The organism is Actinomadura kijaniata NBRC 14229, assembly GCF_001552175.1.
In the GTDB taxonomy this organism is placed as follows: domain Bacteria; phylum Actinomycetota; class Actinomycetes; order Streptosporangiales; family Streptosporangiaceae; genus Spirillospora; species Spirillospora kijaniata.
In genome coordinates this window covers 15,048-37,375 of sequence record NZ_BCQR01000124.1, presented here as the reverse complement: position 1 = coordinate 37,375, position 22,328 = coordinate 15,048, and the positions used below count along the sequence as shown (strand labels likewise).

Genomic DNA, 22,328 nt, shown 5'->3' with positions numbered 1-22,328 from the left:
GGGCCGGGCGGGCCCGGCCTTGCGGGCGGCCTTCCTCCCGGGCGCGGTGCGGCTCTGCGGGCGCTGCTTCGGCGCGGTACGCGCGGTGCTCCCGGCGGGACGGCCGGAGGTCCGCGACGGCGCCGGGCGCGCGGCGTCCCGCCTGGCCCTGACGTCCTTCTTGGGGTCCTTCTTGACGTCCTTGGCCTTGACGTCCTTGGCGGCGTCCTTCTTCTTCGCGGCGCCCTGGGCGGCCCCGGAGCGCGGCTCCTTGGGGCGCGGCTCCGTGGCGCGCGGCCTGGGCACCGGCTGCCTGCGCTGCTTGGCCTGCCGGTTCTGCGTTCCCGGCTTGCGGGTCGTCGTCATGTCGCCTCCCGGACCCGCTCGGCGGCGCGCAGCCGCACCGACCCGGCCCGTGGGTTGGTCTCGGTCTCCTCGCCGGCCGGCAGTTCCGCGCCGCGGGTCAGCAGCCGGAAGCGCGGCTGGTGCTCGGGCAGGGGGACCGGCAGGTCCGGAGGGGTGGTGTCGGCCGCCTGTTTCCCCAAGATCTGCTTTGTAATCCGATCTTCGAGGGAGTGGTAGCTGAGCACCACGATGCGGCCGCCCACGGGCAGCGCGTCGAGGGCGGCGGGCAGGGCCCGCCGCCAGATGTCCAGTTCGCCGTTGACCTCGATGCGCAGCGCCTGGAAGGTGCGTTTGGCGGGGTTGCCGCCGGTGCGGCGGGTGGCCGCCGGGATCGAGGAGCGGACCAGGTCGGCCAGCCGGGCGGTGGACTCCAGCGGGGCGCGCTCGCGTTCCCGGACGATGGCGGCGGCGATCCGCTGGGCGAACCGCTCCTCGCCGTACTCGCGCAGGATGCGCGCCAGCTCGGCGGGCGGGTAGCCGTTGACGACCTCGGCCGCCGTGAGGCTCTGGGTGCGGTCCATCCGCATGTCCAGCGGCGCGTCGTAGGAGTAGGCGAAGCCGCGGTCGGCCTCGTCGAGCTGCGGCGAGGAGACGCCCAGGTCGAACAGCGCGGCGTCGATCCGGGGGACGCCGAGCCGGGCCAGGACCTCGGGAAGCTCGTCGTAGACGGCGTGCACCAGGGTGACCCGGTCGCCGAACGGCGCCAGCCGCCGGCCCGAGCGCTCCAGCGCCGTGGGATCCCGGTCCAGGCCGACCAGGCGCAGCCGGGGGTGGGCCCCGAGCATCGCCTCGGCGTGGCCGCCCATGCCCAGGGTGCCGTCGAGGTAGACCGGGTCCCGGTCGGTGACCTGCACCGCGGGACGGAGAAGTTCGAGGACGCGGTCGAGCATGACCGGTACGTGTCCGGCCTCGGCCGCGTGGTCGCCCACGGTCATGGTTCACCCCCTTGTGCTGCCACCTCGCTCGCGGACTGTGTGGCATCGCCGGCCGGACCTTGCTGTCGGCACCCCCGTGGCCTCGCCCGGCCAGGTCCCCATCCGCTGCCCTGAGGAAGTTTCACCGCGGAAGTCGCGGGGGGTCGCCCTCTGGCGCCGGGGAAGCTGCGCCAGATGGCCGGAGAGCGGCTGGAGACCTGGCCGAACGCGGGCCAGTGCCGGTCAACGGACCGACGAGTCGTATCTCAGAGGATCCCTGGCAACACCTCCTCCGAGATGTCGGAGAAGTTCTGCTCCTCCTGCTCCAGGTAGGTCTCCCACGCCTTGGTGTCCCAGATCTCCAGCCGCGTGTTGGCGCCGATCACGGTGCAGTCGCGGGAGAGTCCGGCGTAGGCGCGCAGCGGCGGCGGGATGGTGATGCGGCCCTGCTTGTCGGGGACCTCGTCGGAGGCGGAGGCGAAGAAGACACGGCTGTAGGCGCGGACGGCCCGTTCGGTGACCGGCGCGGCACGCAGAGCCTCGGTGATGCGCTGGAACTCCGCCATGGGGAAGACGTACAGGCAGCGTTCCTGGCCCTTCGTGATCACCAATCCCCCCGACAGCTCCTCGCGGTACTTCGCCGGCAGGAACAGTCGTCCCTTGTCGTCGAGGCGCGGTGTGTGGGTGCCGAGGAACACCGGCCCCACCTCCCGCGCCGCATGGGGCGCTACTGCTCCCCACGGCGCCCCACTCTACTCCACTCTTCCCCACCGTCAACTAGGAAAACTCGCCCCGCGCGCCGATTTCCTCCACGAAACCGCAGGTCAGAGGGGGTGGGGCGAAGTGGGGCGCGGCGCGGCCCCCTCCGCGTGCCGCGCCGCCGCGGACGGGTCGCGGACGGGTCGCGGGCGGGCCGCGGAGCGACCGCGGAACGGTTCCGGAAGTCTCCCGGAGGTGAGGGCGCCGGTCCCGTGGGGAGAAGTGGGGAACACGGTACGGCTGTGCGAACGTTCCGGGTGCAGCACAATAAGCACCCGTTCCACACGAACATCGCTGCGGAGGGCCCCACCACGTACTGTCGGTGGGGTGGGTGTCGTCGACCTGGTGGCCCGGGACGCGGCGGGTCCGGGCGCGGGGAACGGCCGGGCGGACCGCGCGGCCGTGCAGGCTGAGGAGGGTTGCCGGTGTCAGTGGACACACACGGGGGGCGTGCCCCGGGGCTCGATGGGCTGGCGGAGGTCGCCAACCGGATCCGCGGCGCGATCGAGTCGGTCGTGGAGGGCAAGCCGCAGGCGGTGCGCCTGGCGCTGACGGTGCTGCTGTCGGAGGGCCATCTGCTGATCGAGGACGTGCCGGGCGTCGGCAAGACCATGCTGGCCAAGGCGTTGGCGCGGTCCATCGACTGCTCGGTGCGGCGCGTGCAGTTCACCCCCGACCTGCTGCCCAGCGACATCACCGGGGTCAGCGCCTACAACCAGGAGCGCCGCGAGTTCGAGTTCAAGCCCGGACCGGTGTTCGCGAACCTGGTGGTCGGCGACGAGATCAACCGGGCCTCCCCCAAGACCCAGTCGGCGCTGCTGGAGTGCATGGAGGAGCGCCAGGTCACCGTGGACGGCGTGACCTACGCGCTGGAACGGCCGTTCATGGTGGTCGCCACGCAGAACCCGGTGGAGATGGAGGGCACCTACCCGCTGCCGGAGGCGCAGCGGGACCGGTTCACCGCCCGGATCTCCATGGGCTATCCCGACCCGGCGGCCGAGCTGGAGATGCTGGACGTGCACGGGCAGTCCTCGCCGCTGGACCGGCTGGAGCCGGTGGCCAAGGCCGCCGACGTGCGCGCCCTGGTGGAGGTGGTGCGGCGCCAGCACGTCGCGCCGTCGGTCCGCCAGTACGCCATCGACCTGGTCACCGCCACCCGTAACCATCCCGAGCTGCGGCTGGGCGCCTCCCCGCGCGCCACCCTGCACCTGGTGCGGGCGGCGCGGGCCTACGCCGCGCTGGACGACCGCGACTACGTACGCCCCGACGACCTCCAGGAGCTGGCCGTCCCGGTGCTGGCGCACCGGCTGCTGCCGACCGCCGAGGCGCAGGTGGAACGCCGTCGCCCCGAGCACGTGGTGGCCGAGCTGGTCCACCGGGTGCCGGTGCCGGCGCCGCGTTCCTGACCCCTCCCCTCCCGCTCCCCCACCCTCCCGGGATGTGATCTTGAGACGAGCGCTGGCCGGTCTGACCACCCGCGGCCGGTCCTTCGTGGCCGCCGGGACCACGGCCGTGGTGTGCGCCTTCGTGCTCGGCGAACGCGACCTGCTGCGCGCCGGGGTGCTGGTGCTGGCGCTGCCGCTGCTGTGCGTGCTGGCGGTGTCGCGGACCCGGTACCGGCTGGCGTGCGCGCGGCGGCTGACGCCCTCGCGGCTGCCGGTCGGCCACGAGGCCCGCGCCGACCTGCTGATGGAGAACGTGTCGCGGCTGCCCAGCGGCCTGCTGATGGTCGAGGACCAGGTGCCCTACACCCTGGGCGGCCGGGCCCGGTTCGTGCTGGACCGGATCGAGCCGCGCGGCTCGCGCGAGCTGAGCTACCGGATCCGGTCCGACGTGCGCGGCCGGTACCGGGTGGGGCCGCTGGTGGTGCGGCTGACCGACCCGTTCGGGATGGTGGAGCTGGTGCGGTCGTTCAGCCAGGCCGACACGCTGACCGTCACCCCGGCGATCGTGGCGCTGCCGCCGGGGCGGCTGGCGGGTGCCTGGACCGGCGGCGGCGACAGCCCGGCCCGCACGGTCGCCTCGGCGGGCGAGGACGACATCGCCCCGCGCGAGTACCGGCACGGCGACGACCTGCGGCGCGTCCACTGGCGGTCCACCGCGCGGCGCGGCGAGCTGATGGTGCGCCGCGAGGAGCAGCACTGGCAGAACAGCGGGACCCTGTTCATGGACACGCGGCGCCGCGCGCACTGGGGCGAGGGGCCGGGGTCGTCGTTCGAGCAGGCCGTGTCGGTGACCGCCTCGGTGGGGGTGCACCTGGCGCGGGCCGGGATGGGGCTGCGGCTGGTCACCGACGCCGGTGAGGCGGTGCCGCCCGCGGTGGACGGCGCGTTCGAGGGACTGCTGCTGGACGCCCTGGCCGTGGCGCGGGTCTCCGACGAGGGGTCGCTGACGCCGGGCCTGGCGGCGCTGCGCGGCGCGTCCGCGCTCCGCCGCGAGGGCGAGGGCCTGGTCGTGGCGGTGTTCGGGGCGCTGGACGTCGAGGAGGCGCGGCACGTGGCGGCGGCGCGCCGGGGCACCTCCACGTTCGTGGCGGTGCTGGTCGCCCCGGACCTGGCGACGCACGACGAGAACGCGCACGGGGGCGGGGCGGCGCGGGTGCTGCGGTCGGCGGGCTGGCGGGTGGTCTCGGTCCGCTCGGCCGCCGAGCTGGCCGGGGCGTGGGCGCTGGCCGACCACGCCACCGAGGACTTCGCCAGGGACCACACCGGGAACGGGGGCGGCGCGTGAGGATCCGCATGACGGTCATGGCGGCGCTGGCGGTGCTGGCCGGGTCGGTCGGGCTGTACCCGCTGTTCACCGGGAAGGGCTGGTTCTGGGTCGCGCTGGGCTCGGTGCTGGCCGTCGCGGTGGGCGGGACGCTGGGCCGCCGGCTGCGGCTGCCCGCCGCGTTCACGGCGGTCGCCGGCGCCGCCGCGCTGCTGGTGTACCTGACGGTGCTGTTCGCCTCCTCGCAGGCGCTGCTGGGCTTCCTGCCGACGCCGGGTTCGCTGGGCCGCCTCGACGAGCTGTTCGGGCAGGGCTGGAAGGCCGTCAACGACTACGCCGCCCCGGTGCCGCTGGTGCCGGGCATCCGGCTGCTGGTCGGGGCCGGGGTCGGGCTGGTCGCGATCGTGGTGGACCTGCTGGCGGTGCGGCTGCGCCGGGCGGCCCCGGCGGGGCTGCCGCTGCTGGCCATGTACAGCGTTCCGGCGGCGGTGCGGCAGGACAGCATCGGGTGGGCCGCGTTCGCGGTCGGGGCGCTGGGGTTCCTGGCGCTGCTGATGGCCGACGCGCGCGAGCAGGTCGGCGGCTGGGGCCGGGTGGTGTTCACCCCGCGCTGGTCGCAGGAGGTCCCGGTGGCCGGGGCCGTCGGGCCCGCGCCCGCGCCGGAGCGGCCCGACGCCCGCTCGCTGATGTCCAGCGGGCGGCGGATCGCGTTCGCGGCGGTGGCGGTCGCGGTGCTGCTGCCGACCGTGATCCCGGGCGTCCACCCGCGCGGCCTGTTCGGGCTGGGCGGCGGGGGCGGCGGCGGGACGCAGACCGTCACCACGCCCGACCCGCTGGTCAGCCTGCAACGGGAGCTGACCGAACGCGGCGACGCGGTGGTGCTGACCTACCGCACCGACGCCGGGCCCCGCCCCGACTACCTGCGGATGTACGCGCTGGACCAGTTCAACGGCAACCGGTGGTCGTTCTCCTCGCTGTCGACCGGCGACCGGGACCGGCTGCAGCCGGGCGTGGAGCTGACCCCGGCGCCGGGCCTCGGGCCGGTGCGGGTCCGCCGCGTGACCACGGAGGTCCGGGTGTCCCGCCGGGTCCGCGAGATGGACTTCCTGCCGGTGCCCTACGCCCCCGCCCGCGTGTCGGTCAAGGGCGACTGGCGGGTGGACGACGCCTCCCGGATGATCTACTCCCCGCGCGACTCGGCGAGCGGCCGGTCCTACACGGTGGTCAGCGCGCAGACGATGCCGACCGCGCGGGACCTGGCGGCGGGCACCGCGTTCCCGTCGGAGATCGCGCGGCGCTACACCGCCCATCCGCGCACGGTGCCGCCGGAGGTCATGCGGCTGACCCGGGAGGTCACCAAGGGCGCGCGGACCGCGCACGAGCAGGCGGTGATGTTGCAGCGCTGGTTCACGCGGACCGGTGGGTTCCGGTACGACCTGTCGGCGCCGGCGCCCCGGCGCGGCGACGACCTGGTGAACTTCCTGCTGCACGACAAGCGCGGCTACTGCGAGCAGTTCGCGGCGTCGATGGCGCTGATGGCCCGCATCCTGGGCATTCCCGCGCGGGTCGCGATGGGCTACACGCCGGGCACGCAGAGCGGCCCGAACGAGTGGACGGTGCGGTCCCGCGACGCGCACGCCTGGCCCGAGCTGTACTTCGAGGGCGCCGGGTGGGTGCGGTTCGAGCCGACCCCCTCGGGTCCGGGCGGCGCGGGGCAGGGCACCGCGACCTCCCCGTCCTACTCGGAGACGGCGGCGATCGCCGAGCAGCCGGGCGAGGACGGGCGGACCGAGCCGACCCCGTCGGCGCCGTCGAGCACGGCGCCGGGGGCGTCCGAGAGCGCCGCGCCGCAGGGGCGTCCCGACCCGCTGGGCGACCAGGGCGACCGGGGTTCGCCCCAGGAGGACGACGGCACGCCGGTGGCGGGCTGGATCGCCGGGACCGTGCTGGTGCTGGCGCTGCTGGCGGCGCCGATGGTCGCGCGGGCGCTGGCGCGGCGGCGGCGCTGGTCGGCGCTGCGGCCGGAGGCGGCCGGCGACGGGCCCGGTGTCCGGGACGACGGCGGGGCCGGGTTCGCGGATCCGGCGGAGGCCGCGGCGCACGCCGCGTGGCGGGAGCTGCGGGCCGACGCGGTGGACCACGGGCTGGAGTGGCGGCCCGGTGACACGCCGCGGCAGGCGGCGCAACGGCTGTCGGAGCTGCTGGAGCTGGACGCCGAGACGGCGCGGTCGCTGGGCCGGATCGCGCGGGCCGAGGAGATGGCGCGGTACTCGCGGTCGCGGGTCCCGACCTCGGCGGAGGTGCTGCGGGCCGACGTGCGGGCGGTGCGGGAGGCGTTCGCGGCGTCGGTGGGGCGCACGGCGCGGTGGCGCGCGCGGCTGCTCCCCCCGTCGGCGATGGCGGCGACGTCACAGGCCGCGCAGTCGCTCAGCCGGGCGGTCGGCGGACGCGTCCGCCGGGACGGGGGGCTGTGGGGCCGGGTGCGGGCCCGGCTCGGAGGGTGGCGGTCCCGGAACCGGGACCGCTGACGGCGGCGGGGGCCGCCCGGTCACCCGCCCCGGTCCGTGCTCACCGGCCTGTGCTCACCGGCTCGCGTTCACCGGTGCCGGGTTGACCGGCCTCCGGTGGCCGCCGGCCCCGATGATCACAGACCCTCGGTGGTCACTGGCCTTCGGTGCGGCGGCGCCAGCGTTCCTCCATCCGCTCCATGAAGCCGGAGCGGGCGGGCTTGCCGCCGTCCGCCGGGGGGGACGCCTCGGTCCCGATCCCGGTCATGCGCTTCCAGCTGGACAGGGCCCAGACACAGCAGGCGACCATCAGCAGGAACCCGGCGACGCTCACGGCGACGGTCACGGTTCCCTTGTTCATGACCAGGCCGGTCATCAACGCGCAGACGCCCACCACGAAGCCGAGTGCGGCCTTGACGATCCGTCGTTTGTAGTGCACCTGCGGATTGGTGGAGCGGACCGCGTGTGCGAACTTCGGATCCTCGGCGTACAAGGCCTGCTCGATCTGCTCGAGCATGCGCTGCTCGTGCTCAGAGAGCGGCACGGCGCCTCCCAACGACAGCCCCGCGACGGGGTTTCCGGTGCAGGACGGGGACCTCAACGGTGATATGCCCAGAATACGAGGCCGGACAAGCCTGCGAAAGCAAACGGCCAACCGAGGACCAGCCGCCGGTCATCTCTTCGTCCCCAGTCAACGCCTTCCGCCTCCACCGTCACGTCCGTCACCGGCGTCCCCCGGCGTCCCCCCGCCGGGTCCGCCCCGGTCGGCGGGCCGCACCAGCGACGCCGGCCGCACCGCGCCCGCGCCGAACCGGTGCGCCACCTGGTCGATCGCCCGTTCGGCCTCGCGCCACCCGGTCTCGGGCTCGTCGAACGCCAGCTGGCGCGGTGCCTGGTCGGCGGGGCCCAGGTTCTCCACGCGGACCCCGACCAGGCGGAGTCGTACCCGCTCCAGACCGGACCCCTCATACAGCTCGCACGCTGTGACATAGATCACACGGGCGAGGTCGGTGGCGGCGTCCAGGGTGCGCGACCGGGTGACGGTCTTGAAGTCACCGGTGCGGAGTTTGACGCTCACGGTGCGTCCGGCCAGCCCGCCGCCGCGCAGCCGCGCCCCGACCTTCTCCGCCAGCCGCAGCAGCTCGCGGCGGATGGTCTCGGGGTCGGCGATGTCGGTGTCGAAGGTCTCCTCGGCCCCGATGCTCTTGTCGGGGGTGTGCGGGGTGACCGCGCGGGGGTCGCGGCCCCAGGCCAGCTCGTACAGGTGGGCGCCCATGGCGTTGCCGAGCTCGCGCCGCAGGACCGTCAGCGGCGTCTCGGCGAGCTGCCCGACGGTGCGCAGCCCCAGGCGGGCGAGGGTCTGCTCGGTGCGCTCCCCCACGCCCCACAGCGACGCGACCGGCAGCGGGTGGAGGAAGTCGGTGACGCCGTCGGCGGGGACGACCAGCATCCCGTCGGGCTTGCAGCGGGTGGAGGCGAGCTTGGCGACGAACTTGTTGGCGGCGACGCCGACCGAGCAGGTGATCCCCTGCTGCTCCCACACCTGGCGGCGGATGAGCTGGGCGATCGTGGCGGGGCTGCCCAGGAGCTTGCGGGCCCCGGCGACGTCGAGGAACGCCTCGTCCAGCGACAGCGGCTCCACCAGCGGGGTGACCGAGTGGAAGATCTCGAAGACGGCGGCCGACACCCGCCGGTACTTGTCGTGGTCGCCGGGGAGCACGACCGCCTGCGGGCACAGCCGCCGGGCCCGCGACATCGGCATGGCGGAGTGGACGCCGAACCGCCGGACCTCGTAGGAGGCCGCCGCCACGACGCCGCGCGGGCCGGTCCCGCCGACGATGACGGGACGGCCGCGCAGCTCGGGGCGGTCCAGCAGCTCCACGCTGACGAAGAAGGCGTCCATGTCCACGTGGAGGATGGGGCAGCCGGTGTCGTCGGCGGGCGGGCCGGGCGGCGGTCCGGGCCGGTGCAGCTGCTGCTTGCGGCTCACTTCCGGTCGGCCACCAGGTGGAGCTGGGTGGCCAGCTCGCGCAGCACCGGGTGCACGGCGGCGGCCCGCTCCAGCGCCAGCAGCGCCTCGGCCGAGTCGGTCTCGCCGTCCAGCAGCGAGCCCGGGACCAGGTCGGCGAAGATCCGCACCCCGTGCAGCTCGGCGACGCGCAGGCCCGCGTCCTCGGCGAGGGCGGTCAGGCTCTCGCGGGTGAAGCGGCGCGGCGTCCGGTCGTGGTCGCCCCACCGGCCGTCGGGGTCGTCCAGGACGCGGCGGGCGTCCTTGAAGTGCCCGGCGACGGCGCGGTGCAGGGCCGCGCCGACCTGCCCGGCGACCAGCACGCTGACCGAGCCGCCCGGCCGGACCGCCTGCGTGATGGCGGCCATGGCGGCGGCCGGGTCGTCGACGTACTCCAGCACGCTGTGGCTCAGGACCAGGTCGGCCGACCCGGTGCCGAGCAGGTCCGGCAGGTCGACCACGTCGCCCTGCAGGGCGCGCACGGTCACGCCGGACTCGGCGGCGCGCCGCTCCAGCGCGGCCAGCGCGTCCGGGCTCTCGTCCACCACGGTGACGCGGTGGCCGAGCTCGGCGAGCGGCACGGCGAACCCGCCGGTGCCGCCGCCCACGTCCACCACGTCGCTGGGCCCCTCGGGGGCGATGCGGTCCAACACGGTGCGCAGCGCGTCCCACAGGACCACGCTCCGGACCCGGGCACCGCCCCGGAGCCGCCTTGCCTGCTGGGCGGCCACGGCCACCCCCCTCACGTCTTCGACCATCGCTCCCCGACGCTCCCCGAGCCTAGTCCCGCGCTACAGCGACAGCGAGGGCTTGAGTTTCTGCAAACGCGACAGCAGCCCGTTGACGAATCTGGGCGACTCGTCGGTGGACAGCTCCGTGGCCAGTTTGACCGCCTCGGTGACGGCGACCGCGTCCGGGACGTCGTCCACCCACAGCAGCTCGAACGCGCCCATCCGCAGGATGGTGCGGTCCACCACCGGCATGCGGTCCAGGGTCCAGCCGGTCGCGTAGGTGGAGATCAGCTCGTCGATGCGGTCGAGGTGCTCCTGCACGCCCTCGACGATGCGCACGGCGTGTCCGTACTCGGCGAGCTCGCTCTGGTTCGGCCGGCCGCGCTGCGCGAGGACCTCGGTGGGCCTCTCCTCGCGCAGCTCGGCGGCGAACAGGATGTCCAGGGCGAGCTTGCGCGCCTTGGTGCGTGCCGCCATCAGCCGCGGCCGAGGTACTCGCCGGAGCGGGTGTCGACCTTGACCTTCTCGCCGGTGGTGATGAACAGCGGCACCTGGATCTGCGCGCCGGTCTCCAGGGTGGCGGGCTTGGTGCCGCCGGTGGAGCGGTCGCCCTGCAGGCCGGGCTCGGTCTCGGTGATCTCCAGCACGACGGCGGCCGGGAGCTCGACGTACAGCGGGTTCTCGTTGTTGAACGCGATGACGGCGTTCTGCTCGGGCAGCAGGTAGTCGGCCGCGCCGCCCACGACGGACGCCGGGATGTGCGGCTGGTCGTAGGTCTCGGTGTCCATGAAGACGAAGTCCTCGCCCTCGCGATAGAGGTACTGCATCTCGCGCTTGTCGACGGAGGCGATCTCGACCTTGGTGCCCGCGTTGAAGGTCTTGTCGATGATCTTGCCCGAGAGCACGTTCTTGATCTTCGTGCGGACGAAGGCCGGGCCCTTGCCGGGCTTGACGTGCTGGAACTCCAGGACCGTCCAGAGCTGGCCCTCGAGCTTCAGCGTCATGCCGTTCTTCAGGTCGTTCGTCGTCGCCACAGGTGTCTCCCGGTAGCGGACCCGCCCCGTCACAGGACGAGCAGGTCCTTGGTCGTCTTGGTGAGGAGCTCCGGACCGTTCGCGCGGACCACGAGGGTGTCCTCGATGCGGACGCCGCCCCGGCCGGCGAGGTAGACGCCCGGCTCGGCGGTGATCGGAACTCGATCCATCAGCTTACCGGTCCTGCCGTACCCCATGAGCGGAGCCTCGTGGATCTCCAGGCCGACGCCGTGTCCGAGGCCGTGGGTGAAGTCCGCGCCGTGCCCCGCCGCCGCGATCAGGTCGCGCGCGGCGGCGTCCACGCGGGACACGTCGGTGTCGGGGACGGCGGCGTCGACGGCGGCCTGCTGGGCGGCGCGGACCAGGTCGTAGACGTCGCGCTGCCAGCCGGCGGGCTCGCCGATCGCGACGGTGCGGGTCATGTCGGCGTGGTAGCCCGCGTAGCGGGCCCCGAAGTCCATCGTGACCAGGTCGCCGGGCTGGAGCGCGCGGTCGCCGGGGCGGTGGTGCGGGATGGCGCCGTTGGGGCCGGAGGCCACGATCGACTCGAACGCGATCCCCTCGGCGCCGAAGTCGACCAGCTGGCGTTCCAGGGCGACGGCGACCTGGCGTTCGGTCAGGCCGGGCCGCAGCCGGGGCAGCACCGCGTCGAACGCCCGGTCGGTGATCGCGCACGCCTCGGCCAGCAGCACGATCTCGTCCTCGTCCTTGACGAAGCGCAGCTCCTCGACCAGCGGCGGCAGGGGCGCCAGCGCCACGTCGCCGTCCAGGGCGGCCAGGTCGGCGTGCCGGGCGACGGTCAGGTCGTGGGCCTCGAAGCCGAGCCGCCGCGCGCCGGCGCCGGCGGCGCGGGAGGTGAGGGTCTCGGCGGTCCGGCGTTCGACGACCAGCTCCAGCTCGGGGCAGACCAGCGCGGCGGTGCCCGCGTAGCGGCCGTCGGTCGCCAGGACGGCGGGCCCGCCGACGGGGACCAGCAGCGCGGCGTTGGAGCTGTCCAGACCGGTCAGGTAGCGGACGTTGACCGGGCGGGTCACCAGCATCGCGTCGACGTCGGCGGCGGCGAGCCGCGCGGCCAGGCGGTCGCGGCGGCGTTCGTGGAGTTCCCCCATGCTCCGGACTCTAGTTCACCTCCGGTTCGCCGCCGCGTCTCGGGGTGATCACAGAACATGAAGAAGTCTCGACTCACCGGTGGTCCCGGCCTAGGTTGGCGCGTCAACCGACCCCGCTCCTCCCCACTCCCCCCATGGAGGACCCGTGACCGCACTGAGCCGCCGCGGACTTCTCGGAACGGGCGCGCTGACCGCCGCCATGACCGCGCTCCCCTCCCCCGCCTCCGCCCGGACCCGGGCCGCCGCCGCGTCCGCCGACGTGGTCGTGGTCGGCGCCGGGCTGGCCGGGCTGACCGCCGCCCGCGACCTGGTCGCCGCCGGACGCTCGGTGGTCGTGCTGGAGGCCCGGGACCGGCCGGGCGGCCGGGTGTACGGCCTGCCGCTCGGCGACGGCACCACCAGCGAGGGCGGCGCCGAGTTCGTCGGCCCCACCCAGGACCGGATCACCGCGCTCGCCCGCGAGCTGGGCGTGGAGACGTTCGCGACCTACGACCAGGGCAAGAACGTCTACCTCCGCAACGGCAGGCGCTCCCTGTACGCCACCGACGGCCTGCTCGGCGCGGTCCCGCCGGACTGGGGCGTGGTGGACCTCGGCATCGCGATGGCGAGGCTGAACGACATGGCCGGGGAGGTGCCGGTCGGGCAGCCGTGGAAGGCCGCCAGGGCGGAGGAGTGGGACGGCCAGACGTTCCACACCTGGTCGCGGGCGAACGCGTTGAGCGGCGGGGCGCGGTTCCTGCTGGACGCGTTCGTGTCCTCGACGCTGTCGGTGCGTTCGCGCGACGTGTCGCTGCTGTACGTGCTGCACTACATCGCCGCGGCGGGCAACGCCGCCAACCCCGGGAACATCGACCGGCTCATCAACACCAGGGGCGGCGCGCAGGAGACGCGGTTCGTCGGCGGGTCGGAGCAGATCCCGGTCCGCCTGGCCGCCAGGCTGGGCGAGCGGGTCCGCTACAAAGCGCCGGTGCGCGCCGTCGAGACGGCGGACGGCGGCGTCACCGTCACCGCCGACGGGATCACGGTGACCGCCCGGCGGGTCGTGGTCGCGATGTCCCCGGCGATCGCCGCGAAGATCGACTTCCGGCCGGGGCTGCCCGCCGCGCGCGCCCAGCTCGTGCAGCGGTTCCCGATGGGGTCGGTCGCCAAGTTCGTCGCGGTGTACGACACGCCGTTCTGGCGGGCCGAGGGGCTGAACGGGCAGTCGGTCGCCGACAGCGGGGCGATCGACGCGACGTTCGACAACAGCCCGCCGGACGGGTCGCGCGGCGTCCTCATGGGCTTCATGAACCAGACCAACATCCGGCGGCTGGACGCCGCGCCGGCCGACGAGGTGCGGGTGGCGGGGCTGGACTCGTTCGCGAAGCTGTTCGGGGACAAGGCGAAGGATCCGGTGCGGACGGCGTTCCACCGCTGGGACAACGAGGTGTGGAGCGGCGGCGGCCCCGTCGGGATCACCCCGCCCGGCGCGCTGCTGGACTTCGGCCCCGCACTGCGCGAGCCGTGCGGCCTGATCCACTGGGCGGGCACGGAGACCAGCGACTTCTGGACGGGCTACATGGACGGCGCCGTCCGCTCGGGCGAACGCGTGGCGAAAGAAGTCCACACGGCCCTCTGACCACCCGAGCATGACCCGGGGCGCCACACGCAGCGAACAACCACCACGCGCGAACGCCCCATACTCATGTGCGGCGAGCAACGAGCAACCGCCTCCACCCACGAAACGGCCCGAGACGCCCCACCACCACATGCGGACACCCCACGCCCGCATACGGCGAGCAACGAGCCAACGCCTCCACCCACAGAACAACCCGAGACACCCCACCACCACGTGCGGGCACCCGCGCCGCGTACGGCGAGCGACGGGCGGCCGGTTCCGACCACGGAGCGGCCGGGGCGCCCGGTCTTCGGGCGGGGCCGCCTCAATCTCCATGCGGGGTGGACGGCGGAAGGGCGTTTCCGCTCGCACAAAGCGGTCCGGGGCGCCCCCGGCGCCCCGGACCGCTTTCGCCTGTTGCCGGGTCAGACGTCCTCGGCCATCTCCTTGATCTTTTCGATCAGCGCCAGCCGCGCCTTGTGGTCGCCCGCGATCGGGCTCACGTTGAGGGTGGTGACGCCGGACGCCTTCATGGCGGCCAGGCGCTCGCGGACGTGGCCCTCGGAGCCGATGAGGGACATCTTCTCCAGCAGCTCGTAGGGGACCTTGGCCGCGGCCTCGTCCTTCTTGCCCGCCAGGTAGAGGTCCTGGATCTCCTCGGCCTCCTTCTCCCAGCCGTAGCGGCGGCAGAGGTCGTTGTAGAAGTTCTTGCCCTTGGCGCCCATGCCGCCGATGTAGAGGGCGGCCATCGGGCGGCCGAACTCCAGGAAGCCCTGCACGTCGTCGCCGATGGCGAGCGGGGCCTGGCCGACGATGTCGAGCTCGCCGAGGGAGGGGTCGCGCTTGGCCTTGCCCGCCGCCAGGGACGCGCCCCAGACGTCGGCGGCCTTCTCCGGCAGATAGAAGATCGGCTCCCAGGCGTTGGCGATCTCGGCGGTCATCTCGACGTTCTTGGGGCCGATCGCCGCGACGAGGATCGGGATGTCCTCGCGCACCGGGTGGTTGATGATCTTCAGCGGCTTGCCGAGGCCGGTGCCCTGCCCCTCGGGCAGCGGCATGGCGTAGTGCTTGCCCTCGTGCTGGAGGCGCTCGCGCTTCCAGACCTTGCGGCAGATCTCGACGACCTCGCGGGTGCGGCCGAGCGGCGCGTGGTAGGGAACGCCGTGGAAGCCCTCGATCACCTGCGGGCCGGACGCGCCGATGCCCAGGGTGAAGCGGCCCTCGGAGACGAAGTCCAGGCCCGCCGCGGTCATGGCCAGCAGGGTCGGCGTCCGCGAGTAGATCGGCAGGATGCCGGAGGCGATCTCCACCCGCTCGGTCTTGGCCGCGATGTAGCCGAGCTGGCTCACCGCGTCGAAGCTGTAGGCCTCGGCGACGTAGACGATGTCCAGTCCGGCCTTCTCGTAGTCGGCGAGCTCGGCGACGGTCTCCTTGAAGCCGCCCGAGTAGTTGAGCGCCATGCCGATGCGCATCCGGCGTCCCTTCCGTAAACCGAATCAGATTCCAGTGAGCGTAACGCGTGCGTGGCCGGGTCAGAAGACCGGGCCGCGCAGCGCCTCGATCGTGGCGCGGTACATGTCGGAACGGATCTTCCCGACGACCTTGCCGTCCTTGGGGGCCAGCTCCGCCGCCGTCCGCACGGCGGTCGGCAGCACGTCGGCCTCGGCGGCGGTGAGCCGCACGATCCCGGCGGCCTGCGCCTGCTCGGCGGTGTAGCGGCGGCCGGTGACCATCGCCTCGTGCGCCACGGCCGGGGTCAGCCGGGACTGGATCAGCGCGCTCATGCCGGGCGTGAAGCTCATGCCGAGATCGACCTCGGGCAGGCAGAAGAAGCCGCGGTCGGTGCGCATGACGGCGACGTCGTGGGCGAGCGTGAGCATGGCCCCGCCCGCGAACGCGTGGCCGTTCACCGCCGCGACGGTCGGCAGCGGCAGCTCCAGCAGGCGCGCGTAGAGGGCGTTGACGTCCTTGAGGTACTGCTCGAACCGGTCGCGGTTCTCGCCGAGCCACTCCAGGTCCAGGCCGTTGGAGTAGAACTTGCCGGTGCCGACGGTCACCAGGGCGCGGGGGCCCTCGGTGGCGGCGACCTCGTCCAGGACCTTGTGCACCGCGGTCAGAAAGTCGGGGTGGAAGCGGTTCTCGCCGCTGTCGTAGCGCAGGACGAAGACGTCGCCGTCGCGCTGGAGGTCGATCACTCAGGTCTCCTTACTCACGTGCCTGGAGCAGCACATTACTCGCCGGTAACCGGCGGGAACACCATGCACGTGCTCGTGCCGTGCGCGATCAGCTTGCCGTTCTCGTCGGTGACGCGCCCCTCGGTGGTGGCGACCTTGCGCCCCAGGTGGATGACCGTTCCCTCGCAGCGCAGCTTCGCACCCTCGATGGAGACGGCGCGCACGAAGTTCACCTTGAGTTCGAGGGTGGTGTACCCGGCACCCTCGGGCAGGGAGGTGTGCACGGCGCACCCCATGGCCGAGTCCAGCAGCGTGGAGACGATGCCGCCGTGCACGGTGCCCAGGGGGTTGCTGAACCGGGGGTCGGTGGCCAGCGCGAACACGACGCGGCCCGGCTCCAGCGTCTCGGCGGTCATACCCAGCAGCGCCCCGACGCCGACGCCCTGCTCGACGCCCATGTTGATCAGGTCCTTGAGCTGCTGGAGCCCGGCGGTCGTCGGCGTCTCGGCCACGGCCCTTCCCCCTCGCTGTGTATGACGACTGTCATATGGCAGCGTCGCTATGACACGCGTCATAGTCAAGGCGCGCTGCTTATGATGAATGTCATAATCAGTGGTCATGGGGACCGACAGCCGGGAACGCATGGTGCGTAGCGCCGCCTACCTCTTCCGCGAGCGCGGGTACTCGGGCACCGGGTTCCGGGACGTGATCGCGCACAGCGGCGCACCGCGCGGTTCGATCTACCACCACTTCCCCGGCGGGAAGGTGCAGCTGGCCGAGGAGGCGGTGCGCTACGCCGGGGACTTCCTGAACGCCGGGATCGCGGCGGCCAACGAGGGCGGCGACGCGGCGGCGTCGGTGGACGCGTTCGTCGGCTGGTGGCGGCGGGTGCTGGTGAAGAGCGAGTTCCGGGCGGGCTGCCCGGTGACGGCGGTGACGGTCGAGTCCCACGACGACGCCCCGCAGCTGGCGAGGGCCGCGGCGGCGGCGTTCGACCGCTGGGAGGACACCCTGGCCACCGGGCTGGGCAACGCGGGCGTGCCCGACGAGCGCGCGGCGCGGCTGGCACGGCTGATCGTCGCGGCGGTGGAGGGCGCGACGATCCTGTGCCGCGCCCACCGCGACGTGAAACCCCTGGACGACGTGGTGGCCGAGCTCAAGGAGATGACCCGCCTGGCGGTCGAGTCCGGATCATGACGGCCAGGTCGTGACAGCCGGGTCGTGGCCGTCGGGTCGTGGCCGTCGGGTCGTGGCCGTCGGACAGCGCACCGGACCGTTGCCCTCGGACAGCGCACCGGACCGTTGCCGTCGGACGGCGCGCCGGGTCATGACCGCTGGATGGTGGGCTGGACGGCGCGCCAGGTCATGACCGCCGAGCCGTGACGGCCGGGCGGAGTGCCGGTCAGGTGGGCGTGTTCTCCTTGGCGTCCTGCTCGGCGAGCAGCTCGGCGACGGCCTGGAGGGCCAGCACGTACGAGGTCAGGCCGAACCCGGCGATCGTCCCGGTGGCGACCCCGGCGACGACCGAGGTGTGCCGGAACTCCTCGCGCGCGGCCGGGTTGGAGATGTGGACCTCGACCAGCGGGGCGGTGCGCTGGGCGAGGGCGTCGCGCAGCGCGTAGGAGTAGTGCGTGAACGCGGCCGGGTTGATCACGACGGGGGTGCGCTCGTCGGCGGCCTCGTGCACCCAGCGGATCATCTCGGCCTCGTCGTCGGTCTGCCGAACCTCGACGTGCAGGTTCAGGTGGCGGCCGGTGTCGCGGCACAGCGCCACCAGGTCGTCGAAGGTGTCGGCGCCGTAGACGTCGGGTTCGCGGGTGCCGAGACGGCGCAGGTTGGGGCCGTTGAGCACGAGGACCCGGTTCATCGCGAGACCTCCCGGTAGGCGGCGGTGAGCAGGTCCTCGTCGGGGCCCTCCAGGCGGCCGGGCTCGGCGAGGGCGTCCAGCACCACGAAGCGCAGCGTCGAGCCGCGTGACTTCTTGTCGATGGTCATGGTGGCGCGCAGCTCCGGCCAGGCCTCGCCGCTGTAGGAGGTCGGCAGGCCCACCGAGGTGAGGATGGAGCGGTGCCGGTCCACGACGTCCTGCGGGAGGCGTCCGGCCAGGCGCGCCAGCTCGGCGGCGTAGACCATGCCGATCGCGACGGCGTGGCCGTGCCGGAACCGGTAGTCCTCGGCCTTCTCGATGGCGTGGGCCAGGGTGTGGCCGTAGTTGAGGATCTCCCGCAGCCCGGCCTCCTTCAGGTCGGAGGAGACGACGTCGGCCTTGACCTGGATCGCGCGTTCGATCAGCTCGCGGGTGTGGGGCCCGTCGGGGCGGGCCGCGCCTTCGGGGTCGTCCTCGACCAGCTCCAGGATCTTGGGGTCGGCGATGAACCCGGCCTTGACCACCTCGGCGAGGCCGCTGACGTAGTCCTGCCGCGGCACGGTGATCAGCGTGGTCAGCTCGCACAGCACCCCGGCCGGGGGGTGGAACGCGCCGACGAGGTTCTTGCCCTCGGGGATGTTGATGCCGGTCTTGCCGCCGACGGCCGCGTCCACCATGCCCAGCAGCGTGGTCGGGACGAGCACGGACCGCACGCCGCGCAGCCAGGACGCGGCGGCGAACCCGGCCAGGTCGGTGGTCGCGCCGCCGCCGACGCCGACGACCGCGTCCGAACGCGTCATGCCGAGCCGCGCGAACCGCGACCACAGCCCGGCCAGCACCCCGGCCTCCTTGGCGGCCTCGCCGTCGGGCACCGGGATCGGGTGGACGTCGTACCCGGCCTGCTCCAGCGCCCCGCACACGGGCCGGGCGATCTCGGGCAGGCCCTCGGCGTGCACGACGGCGACGGTGCGGACCCGCTGGCCCAGCATGCCGGCCAGCTCGCCGAGCACGCCGGTGCCGATCACGACGTCGTAGGGGTCGGCCCCGCCCACGTGGACGCGGGACTGGGTCATGGCAGCTCCTTGACGATCTCTTCGGCGACCTCGTCGGGGGTGCGCTGGTCGGTGGCGACCGTGATCACCGCCAGCCGCTCATAGATCGGCAGCCGTTCCTCCAGCAGCTTGCGCAGCTGGGAGCGGGGGTTGAGGACCAGCAGGGGGCGGGCGGAGTTCAGCCCGACCCGCTTGACCGCCTCGGCCAGGCCGACCTGGAGGTACACGACGGTGTGACCGGCCAGCAGCTCCTGCGTCTCCGCGGCGAGGATCGCGCCGCCGCCGAGGGCCAGCACGCCGTCGTGCTCGGCGAGGGCCGTGGCGACGGCGTCGCGTTCCAGGGCGCGGAAGTGCTCCTCGCCGTCGTCGATGAAGATGTCGCTGATCGGCTTGCCGGCGGCGGCCTCGACGTCGGCGTCGGTGTCGCGCAGCACGGCGTCCAGCCGTTCGGCGAGCGCCGTGCCGACGGTGGACTTGCCCGAGCCGGGCGGGCCGATGAGCACTGCCTTGGGAGCCATGGACGCCCCTACTTGATCGTCAGGGAGGACAGGTAGCCGTTCACGTTGCGGGCGGTCTCCTCGGCCGAGTCGCCGCCGAACTTCTCCAGCGCCGCGTCGGCCAGCACCAGCGCGACCATCGCCTCGGCGACCACGCCCGCGGCCGGGACGGCGGTGACGTCACTGCGCTGGTTGATCGCCTTGGCGGGCTCGCCCGTGCGGACGTCGATGGTGTCCAGGCGGCGCGGCACCGTCGAGATCGGCTTCATGGCGGCGCGGGCCCGCAGCACCTCGCCGGTGGTCATGCCGCCCTCGATGCCGCCCGCGCGGTTGGTGCGGCGGCGCACGCCCTCGGGCGTGTTGTCGATCTCGTCGTGGGCGCGGGAGCCGGGACGGCGGGCGGTGGTGAACCCGTCGCCGATCTCCACGCCCTTGATCGCCTGGATGCCCATGAGGATCCCGGCCAGGCGGGAGTCGAGGCGGCGGTCCCAGTGGACGTGGCTGCCGAGGCCCGGCGGGAGGCCGTAGGCGAGGACCTCCACGACGCCGCCGATGGTGTCCCCGGCCTTCTTGAGCTCGTCGACGTGGGCGACCATCCGCTCGGAGGTGCCGGCGTCGAAGCAGCGCACGGGGCTGTCGTCCACGGCGGCCAGGTCGCCCGGGCCGGGCAGGACCTCCGCGGGGGCCTCGACCTCGCCCAGCGCGATCACGTGGCTGAGGACGTCGACGTCGAGGACCTGCTTGAGGAACGCCTTGGCGACCGTGCCGAGCGCCACGCGGGCGGCCGTCTCGCGGGCGCTGGCCCGCTCCAGCACCGGCCGGGCGTCGTCGAAGCCGTACTTCTGCATGCCGACGAGGTCGGCGTGGCCGGGCCGGGGCTGCGACAGGGGCGCGTTGCGCGCCTGGGCGGCCAGCAGCTCGGGGTCCACGGGGTCGGCGGCCATGACCGTCTCCCACTTGGGCCACTCGGTGTTGCCCACCTGGATCGCGACGGGCCCGCCCAGCGTGACGCCGTGACGGACGCCGCCGAGGATCGTCACCTGGTCCTGTTCGAACTTCATGCGGGCGCCCCGCCCATGGCCGAGCCGCCGTCGGCGCAGTTCCTCGGCGATGTCGGCCGAGGTCACGCGCACTCCGGCGGGCAGGCCCTCCACGATGGCGGTGAGGGCCGGGCCATGGGACTCCCCCGCGGTCAACCAGCGCAGCATGCGCCCATCCTTCCATCTCCCGGCATGTGGACGCGCACTTGTCCACAGCCTGAGATGCGGCGATGGTCGGAACCGGACGCCGCCCCGGCCCTCCCGCGTCAGGCGCGGGCCAACACGGTGACGACCGCGTCCCAGTCCCGGGGCGGCAGCTCCTGGCCCGTGCCCGGCAGCCGGACCAGCTCGGCGCCGGGGATCTCCCGCGCCAGCGCCTCGCCGTTCCCGACCGGGAAGAACGGGTCGTCCTCCCCGTGGACGACCACCGTCGGCACGCCGATCCCGCCCAGCCGCTCGCGCCACCGGGGGCCGCAGTCCAGCGCCGCGAACACGGTCCCGAGCTGGTTCGACCGGTGCGCCTTCGCGGCGTCCACGCCCGCCGGCACCACCGTGCGGTCGAAGATCCGGCCCGCCAGGTCGCGCGCCGCCGCCTCGTCGAACCCCGCCGGGCCCGCCAGGCGCCGCGCCCGCTCCACCATGGCCGCCAGCACCGACGCGCGATCGGACCAGTCGGGCTTCGGAGCCGACATGAGGGACCTCATCAGCTCCGCATCGTGCTCGGGCAGGTCGGGGTCCACCGGCCCCGGAGCGTTCGGCCGGGTCGCGATCAGGGTGAGCGCGGTCACCCGGCCCGGGTGGTCGAGCGCCAGGAGCTGCGCGATCCAGCCGCCGACGCCGAAACCCGCCACGTGCGCGGACGGCAGGCCGAGCGCGTCCAGCAGACCGGCCGCGTCGGCGACCAGGTCGCGAAGGGTGTAGTCGGGCGCGTCCGGGTCGACCGTGGTGGAGCGGCCCGTGTCCCGCAGGTCGTACCGGATCACATGGCGCGGCGTCCCCGCCAGCCGCTCGCACAGCGCGTCCGGCCAGGAGAGCATCGAGTTGCCGATCAGCAGCACCGGTGGCGCGTCCGGCTCCCCGAAGGTCTCCGCGCACAGCTCCACCCCGTTCACCGCCACCAAGCGCTCGTCACCCATGCTCGCCACCCCTCGTTCAGTCCCCTCATGACCTGCTCCATGAAGGCGTTGATCTCTTGACCTCGGAGGCGAGGAGAACTCATCGGGCTGCCCTCTCGTCCACCGGATCTTCATGCGGCACGGCCCGCGAACGCGCGGGCGGCGGCCTGGAACGCGTCCGGGTCGGCTCCGGCGAGGTGCTCCATGAGGGCCTCGGCCGTCGAGGCGCTGACCAGCATGAACCCGGCGGCCCGCCACACTCCCCGGTCGCAGATCCAGATGTCCCAGGCGGGGAACAGATCCCGCAGGATCACCAGGAGGACGTCACGGGGCGTCATGCCGCGCTCCGTTCAGGACCGCGTACACGGCCTTGCCGCCGGAGGCGAGGCGGCGGAAGCCCCAGGCGGCGGTCAGCTCGGCGACGATGGCCAGCCCCCGCCCGGTGAACGAGTCCGGCGTCAGCGGCCGGGGCCGGGGCTCACTATCGCCGCTATCGCGCACCTCGACCACGGGCCCGGCGTCCGACAGATAGAGCCGCACGGAGATCATCTCCCCCGGCGCGCTGCCGTGCCTGTAGGCGTTGGTGACCAGCTCCGACACCACGAGCAGGGCGACCCCCACCGCCGCCCGTTCGACCCCCTCGGCCTCAAGCCACCCCCGCGCGAAATCCCGCGCGGTTTTGATCGACTCCGCAACGGAAGCGATCACAAGAATGGACGGGACGGTAGTCGCGGCGGGTGGCGGACTCGCAACTTTTTCGATCATGGCCGCTGCCTCTGGTTCGTGACTGCTGGTCGATGTCGCGTGACTCGCTTCCTATCGACGCACAGC

24 protein-coding genes are annotated in these 22,328 nt (G+C 73.6%); 5 read left to right on the top strand and 19 right to left on the bottom strand.

Features of this window, described 5'->3' with window-relative positions; translation table 11 throughout:
• From AKI01S_RS32980 to mraZ, 3 genes are all read right to left on the bottom strand, one after another.
• Positions 1 to 345: hypothetical protein (locus tag AKI01S_RS32980; protein ID WP_439951698.1), on the bottom strand; the 345-nt coding region annotated here is incomplete at its 3' end.
• Complete coding sequence (rsmH, locus tag AKI01S_RS32975) at positions 342 to 1,319, bottom strand: 16S rRNA (cytosine(1402)-N(4))-methyltransferase RsmH (protein ID WP_067826470.1); 978 nt, start codon at positions 1,317 to 1,319, stop codon at positions 342 to 344. The genes rsmH and AKI01S_RS32980, both read right to left, overlap by 4 nt.
• A gap of 245 nt (positions 1,320 to 1,564) precedes the next feature.
• Positions 1,565 to 1,996, bottom strand: a complete 432-nt coding sequence (gene mraZ, locus AKI01S_RS32970) for a division/cell wall cluster transcriptional repressor MraZ (protein ID WP_067826478.1) — start codon at positions 1,994 to 1,996, stop codon at positions 1,565 to 1,567.
• A 486-nt stretch (positions 1,997 to 2,482) separates the two neighbouring features.
• Here mraZ and AKI01S_RS32965 point away from each other — a divergent pair, with 486 nt between their 5' ends.
• The 3 genes from AKI01S_RS32965 to AKI01S_RS32955 are packed head-to-tail and all read left to right on the top strand — an operon-like array spanning position 2,483 to position 7,294.
• On the top strand, positions 2,483 to 3,463 hold the full coding sequence (locus AKI01S_RS32965; protein WP_067826468.1) for an AAA family ATPase: 981 nt from the start codon (positions 2,483 to 2,485) through the stop codon (positions 3,461 to 3,463).
• 34 nt (positions 3,464 to 3,497) lie between these two features.
• Positions 3,498 to 4,787 (top strand): DUF58 domain-containing protein, encoded by a 1,290-nt coding sequence (locus tag AKI01S_RS32960; protein WP_369688753.1) that lies wholly within the window; start codon positions 3,498 to 3,500, stop codon positions 4,785 to 4,787.
• A gap of 8 nt (positions 4,788 to 4,795) precedes the next feature.
• The gene (locus AKI01S_RS32955; RefSeq protein WP_067826463.1) at positions 4,796 to 7,294 is read left to right on the top strand and encodes a transglutaminase TgpA family protein; all 2,499 of its coding nucleotides are present in this window, start codon (positions 4,796 to 4,798) and stop codon (positions 7,292 to 7,294) included.
• A gap of 133 nt (positions 7,295 to 7,427) precedes the next feature.
• Here AKI01S_RS32955 and AKI01S_RS32950 read toward each other — a convergent pair whose 3' ends face one another.
• The 6 genes from AKI01S_RS32950 to AKI01S_RS32925 form a co-directional block, all read right to left on the bottom strand.
• Positions 7,428 to 7,817 carry an SCO2097 family morphological protein gene (locus AKI01S_RS32950; protein ID WP_067826461.1) on the bottom strand — a complete coding sequence of 130 codons (390 nt, stop codon included), beginning with the start codon at positions 7,815 to 7,817 and terminating at the stop codon, positions 7,428 to 7,430.
• A gap of 147 nt (positions 7,818 to 7,964) precedes the next feature.
• Positions 7,965 to 9,263: a DNA polymerase IV gene (locus tag AKI01S_RS32945; RefSeq protein ID WP_067826459.1), complete on the bottom strand. Its 1,299-nt coding sequence runs from the start codon at positions 9,261 to 9,263 to the stop codon at positions 7,965 to 7,967.
• Positions 9,260 to 10,039 (bottom strand): methyltransferase domain-containing protein, encoded by a 780-nt coding sequence (locus AKI01S_RS32940; RefSeq protein WP_067826452.1) that lies wholly within the window; start codon positions 10,037 to 10,039, stop codon positions 9,260 to 9,262. Before AKI01S_RS32940 ends, AKI01S_RS32945 begins: the two co-directional genes overlap by 4 nt.
• Before the next feature lie 33 nt (positions 10,040 to 10,072).
• On the bottom strand, positions 10,073 to 10,489 hold the full coding sequence (nusB, locus tag AKI01S_RS32935) for a transcription antitermination factor NusB (protein ID WP_067826449.1): 417 nt from the start codon (positions 10,487 to 10,489) through the stop codon (positions 10,073 to 10,075).
• Positions 10,489 to 11,046 carry an elongation factor P gene (gene efp, locus AKI01S_RS32930; RefSeq protein WP_067826446.1) on the bottom strand — a complete coding sequence of 186 codons (558 nt, stop codon included), beginning with the start codon at positions 11,044 to 11,046 and terminating at the stop codon, positions 10,489 to 10,491. Before efp ends, nusB begins: the two co-directional genes overlap by 1 nt.
• Before the next feature lie 29 nt (positions 11,047 to 11,075).
• Positions 11,076 to 12,155, bottom strand: coding sequence for a M24 family metallopeptidase (locus AKI01S_RS32925; RefSeq protein ID WP_067826442.1), 1,080 nt, complete (start codon positions 12,153 to 12,155; stop codon positions 11,076 to 11,078).
• A gap of 145 nt (positions 12,156 to 12,300) precedes the next feature.
• Between AKI01S_RS32925 and AKI01S_RS32920 the strand changes: the two genes are divergently transcribed.
• Positions 12,301 to 13,773, top strand: coding sequence for a flavin monoamine oxidase family protein (locus AKI01S_RS32920; protein ID WP_281186165.1), 1,473 nt, complete (start codon positions 12,301 to 12,303; stop codon positions 13,771 to 13,773).
• Positions 13,774 to 14,177: 404 nt separating this feature from the next.
• On the opposite strand, the gene AKI01S_RS32915 is transcribed toward AKI01S_RS32920, so the two are convergent.
• Genes AKI01S_RS32915 through AKI01S_RS32905 form a run of 3 tightly spaced genes read right to left on the bottom strand, consistent with a single transcriptional unit; the run spans position 14,178 to position 16,438 of the window.
• The gene (locus tag AKI01S_RS32915) at positions 14,178 to 15,224 is read right to left on the bottom strand and encodes an LLM class F420-dependent oxidoreductase (RefSeq protein WP_067826438.1); all 1,047 of its coding nucleotides are present in this window, start codon (positions 15,222 to 15,224) and stop codon (positions 14,178 to 14,180) included.
• A gap of 60 nt (positions 15,225 to 15,284) precedes the next feature.
• Complete coding sequence (locus tag AKI01S_RS32910) at positions 15,285 to 15,947, bottom strand: enoyl-CoA hydratase-related protein (protein WP_067826435.1); 663 nt, start codon at positions 15,945 to 15,947, stop codon at positions 15,285 to 15,287.
• Between the two features lie 35 nt (positions 15,948 to 15,982).
• Positions 15,983 to 16,438 (bottom strand): PaaI family thioesterase, encoded by a 456-nt coding sequence (locus AKI01S_RS32905; protein ID WP_245681879.1) that lies wholly within the window; start codon positions 16,436 to 16,438, stop codon positions 15,983 to 15,985.
• 106 nt (positions 16,439 to 16,544) lie between these two features.
• Here AKI01S_RS32905 and AKI01S_RS32900 point away from each other — a divergent pair, with 106 nt between their 5' ends.
• On the top strand, positions 16,545 to 17,123 hold the full coding sequence (locus tag AKI01S_RS32900) for a TetR/AcrR family transcriptional regulator (protein ID WP_067826472.1): 579 nt from the start codon (positions 16,545 to 16,547) through the stop codon (positions 17,121 to 17,123).
• A gap of 205 nt (positions 17,124 to 17,328) precedes the next feature.
• Here AKI01S_RS32900 and aroQ read toward each other — a convergent pair whose 3' ends face one another.
• The 7 genes from aroQ to AKI01S_RS32865 all read right to left on the bottom strand — a co-directional run bounded on the left by aroQ (position 17,329) and on the right by AKI01S_RS32865 (position 22,205).
• Positions 17,329 to 17,793 (bottom strand): type II 3-dehydroquinate dehydratase, encoded by a 465-nt coding sequence (gene aroQ / locus AKI01S_RS32895; protein WP_067826432.1) that lies wholly within the window; start codon positions 17,791 to 17,793, stop codon positions 17,329 to 17,331.
• Positions 17,790 to 18,866 (bottom strand): 3-dehydroquinate synthase, encoded by a 1,077-nt coding sequence (gene aroB / locus AKI01S_RS32890; protein WP_067826431.1) that lies wholly within the window; start codon positions 18,864 to 18,866, stop codon positions 17,790 to 17,792. The genes aroQ and aroB overlap by 4 nt, the downstream gene beginning before the upstream one ends.
• Complete coding sequence (locus AKI01S_RS32885) at positions 18,863 to 19,363, bottom strand: shikimate kinase (RefSeq protein ID WP_067826429.1); 501 nt, start codon at positions 19,361 to 19,363, stop codon at positions 18,863 to 18,865. Before AKI01S_RS32885 ends, aroB begins: the two co-directional genes overlap by 4 nt.
• Before the next feature lie 8 nt (positions 19,364 to 19,371).
• Entirely contained in the window at positions 19,372 to 20,550 is a 1,179-nt protein-coding gene (gene aroC, locus AKI01S_RS32880; protein WP_067826428.1) for a chorismate synthase, read from the bottom strand.
• A 98-nt stretch (positions 20,551 to 20,648) separates the two neighbouring features.
• Entirely contained in the window at positions 20,649 to 21,518 is an 870-nt protein-coding gene (locus AKI01S_RS32875; protein WP_067826427.1) for an alpha/beta fold hydrolase, read from the bottom strand.
• A gap of 110 nt (positions 21,519 to 21,628) precedes the next feature.
• Positions 21,629 to 21,835, bottom strand: coding sequence for a hypothetical protein (locus AKI01S_RS32870; RefSeq protein ID WP_067826425.1), 207 nt, complete (start codon positions 21,833 to 21,835; stop codon positions 21,629 to 21,631).
• Entirely contained in the window at positions 21,822 to 22,205 is a 384-nt protein-coding gene (locus tag AKI01S_RS32865) for an ATP-binding protein (RefSeq protein ID WP_169814057.1), read from the bottom strand. Before AKI01S_RS32865 ends, AKI01S_RS32870 begins: the two co-directional genes overlap by 14 nt.
• Between the last annotated feature and the right edge of the window lie 123 nt (positions 22,206 to 22,328).

What these genes read in the sequence shown, in the direction of transcription:
- rsmH (WP_067826470.1), bottom strand. Translation starts at nt 1,319, where the DNA reads ATGACCGTGGGCGACCACGCGGCCGAGGCCGGACACGTACCGGTCATG.
- AKI01S_RS32955 (WP_067826463.1), top strand. Translation starts at nt 4,796, where the DNA reads ATGACGGTCATGGCGGCGCTGGCGGTGCTGGCCGGGTCGGTCGGGCTG.
- AKI01S_RS32940 (WP_067826452.1), bottom strand. Translation starts at nt 10,039, where the DNA reads ATGGTCGAAGACGTGAGGGGGGTGGCCGTGGCCGCCCAGCAGGCAAGG.
- nusB (WP_067826449.1), bottom strand. Translation starts at nt 10,489, where the DNA reads ATGGCGGCACGCACCAAGGCGCGCAAGCTCGCCCTGGACATCCTGTTC.
- AKI01S_RS32925 (WP_067826442.1), bottom strand. Translation starts at nt 12,155, where the DNA reads ATGGGGGAACTCCACGAACGCCGCCGCGACCGCCTGGCCGCGCGGCTC.
- AKI01S_RS32915 (WP_067826438.1), bottom strand. Translation starts at nt 15,224, where the DNA reads ATGCGCATCGGCATGGCGCTCAACTACTCGGGCGGCTTCAAGGAGACC.
- AKI01S_RS32900 (WP_067826472.1), top strand. Translation starts at nt 16,545, where the DNA reads ATGGGGACCGACAGCCGGGAACGCATGGTGCGTAGCGCCGCCTACCTC.
- aroQ (WP_067826432.1), bottom strand. Translation starts at nt 17,793, where the DNA reads ATGAACCGGGTCCTCGTGCTCAACGGCCCCAACCTGCGCCGTCTCGGC.
- aroB (WP_067826431.1), bottom strand. Translation starts at nt 18,866, where the DNA reads ATGACCCAGTCCCGCGTCCACGTGGGCGGGGCCGACCCCTACGACGTC.
- AKI01S_RS32885 (WP_067826429.1), bottom strand. Translation starts at nt 19,363, where the DNA reads ATGGCTCCCAAGGCAGTGCTCATCGGCCCGCCCGGCTCGGGCAAGTCC.
- aroC (WP_067826428.1), bottom strand. Translation starts at nt 20,550, where the DNA reads ATGCTGCGCTGGTTGACCGCGGGGGAGTCCCATGGCCCGGCCCTCACC.
- AKI01S_RS32875 (WP_067826427.1), bottom strand. Translation starts at nt 21,518, where the DNA reads ATGGGTGACGAGCGCTTGGTGGCGGTGAACGGGGTGGAGCTGTGCGCG.
- AKI01S_RS32870 (WP_067826425.1), bottom strand. Translation starts at nt 21,835, where the DNA reads ATGACGCCCCGTGACGTCCTCCTGGTGATCCTGCGGGATCTGTTCCCC.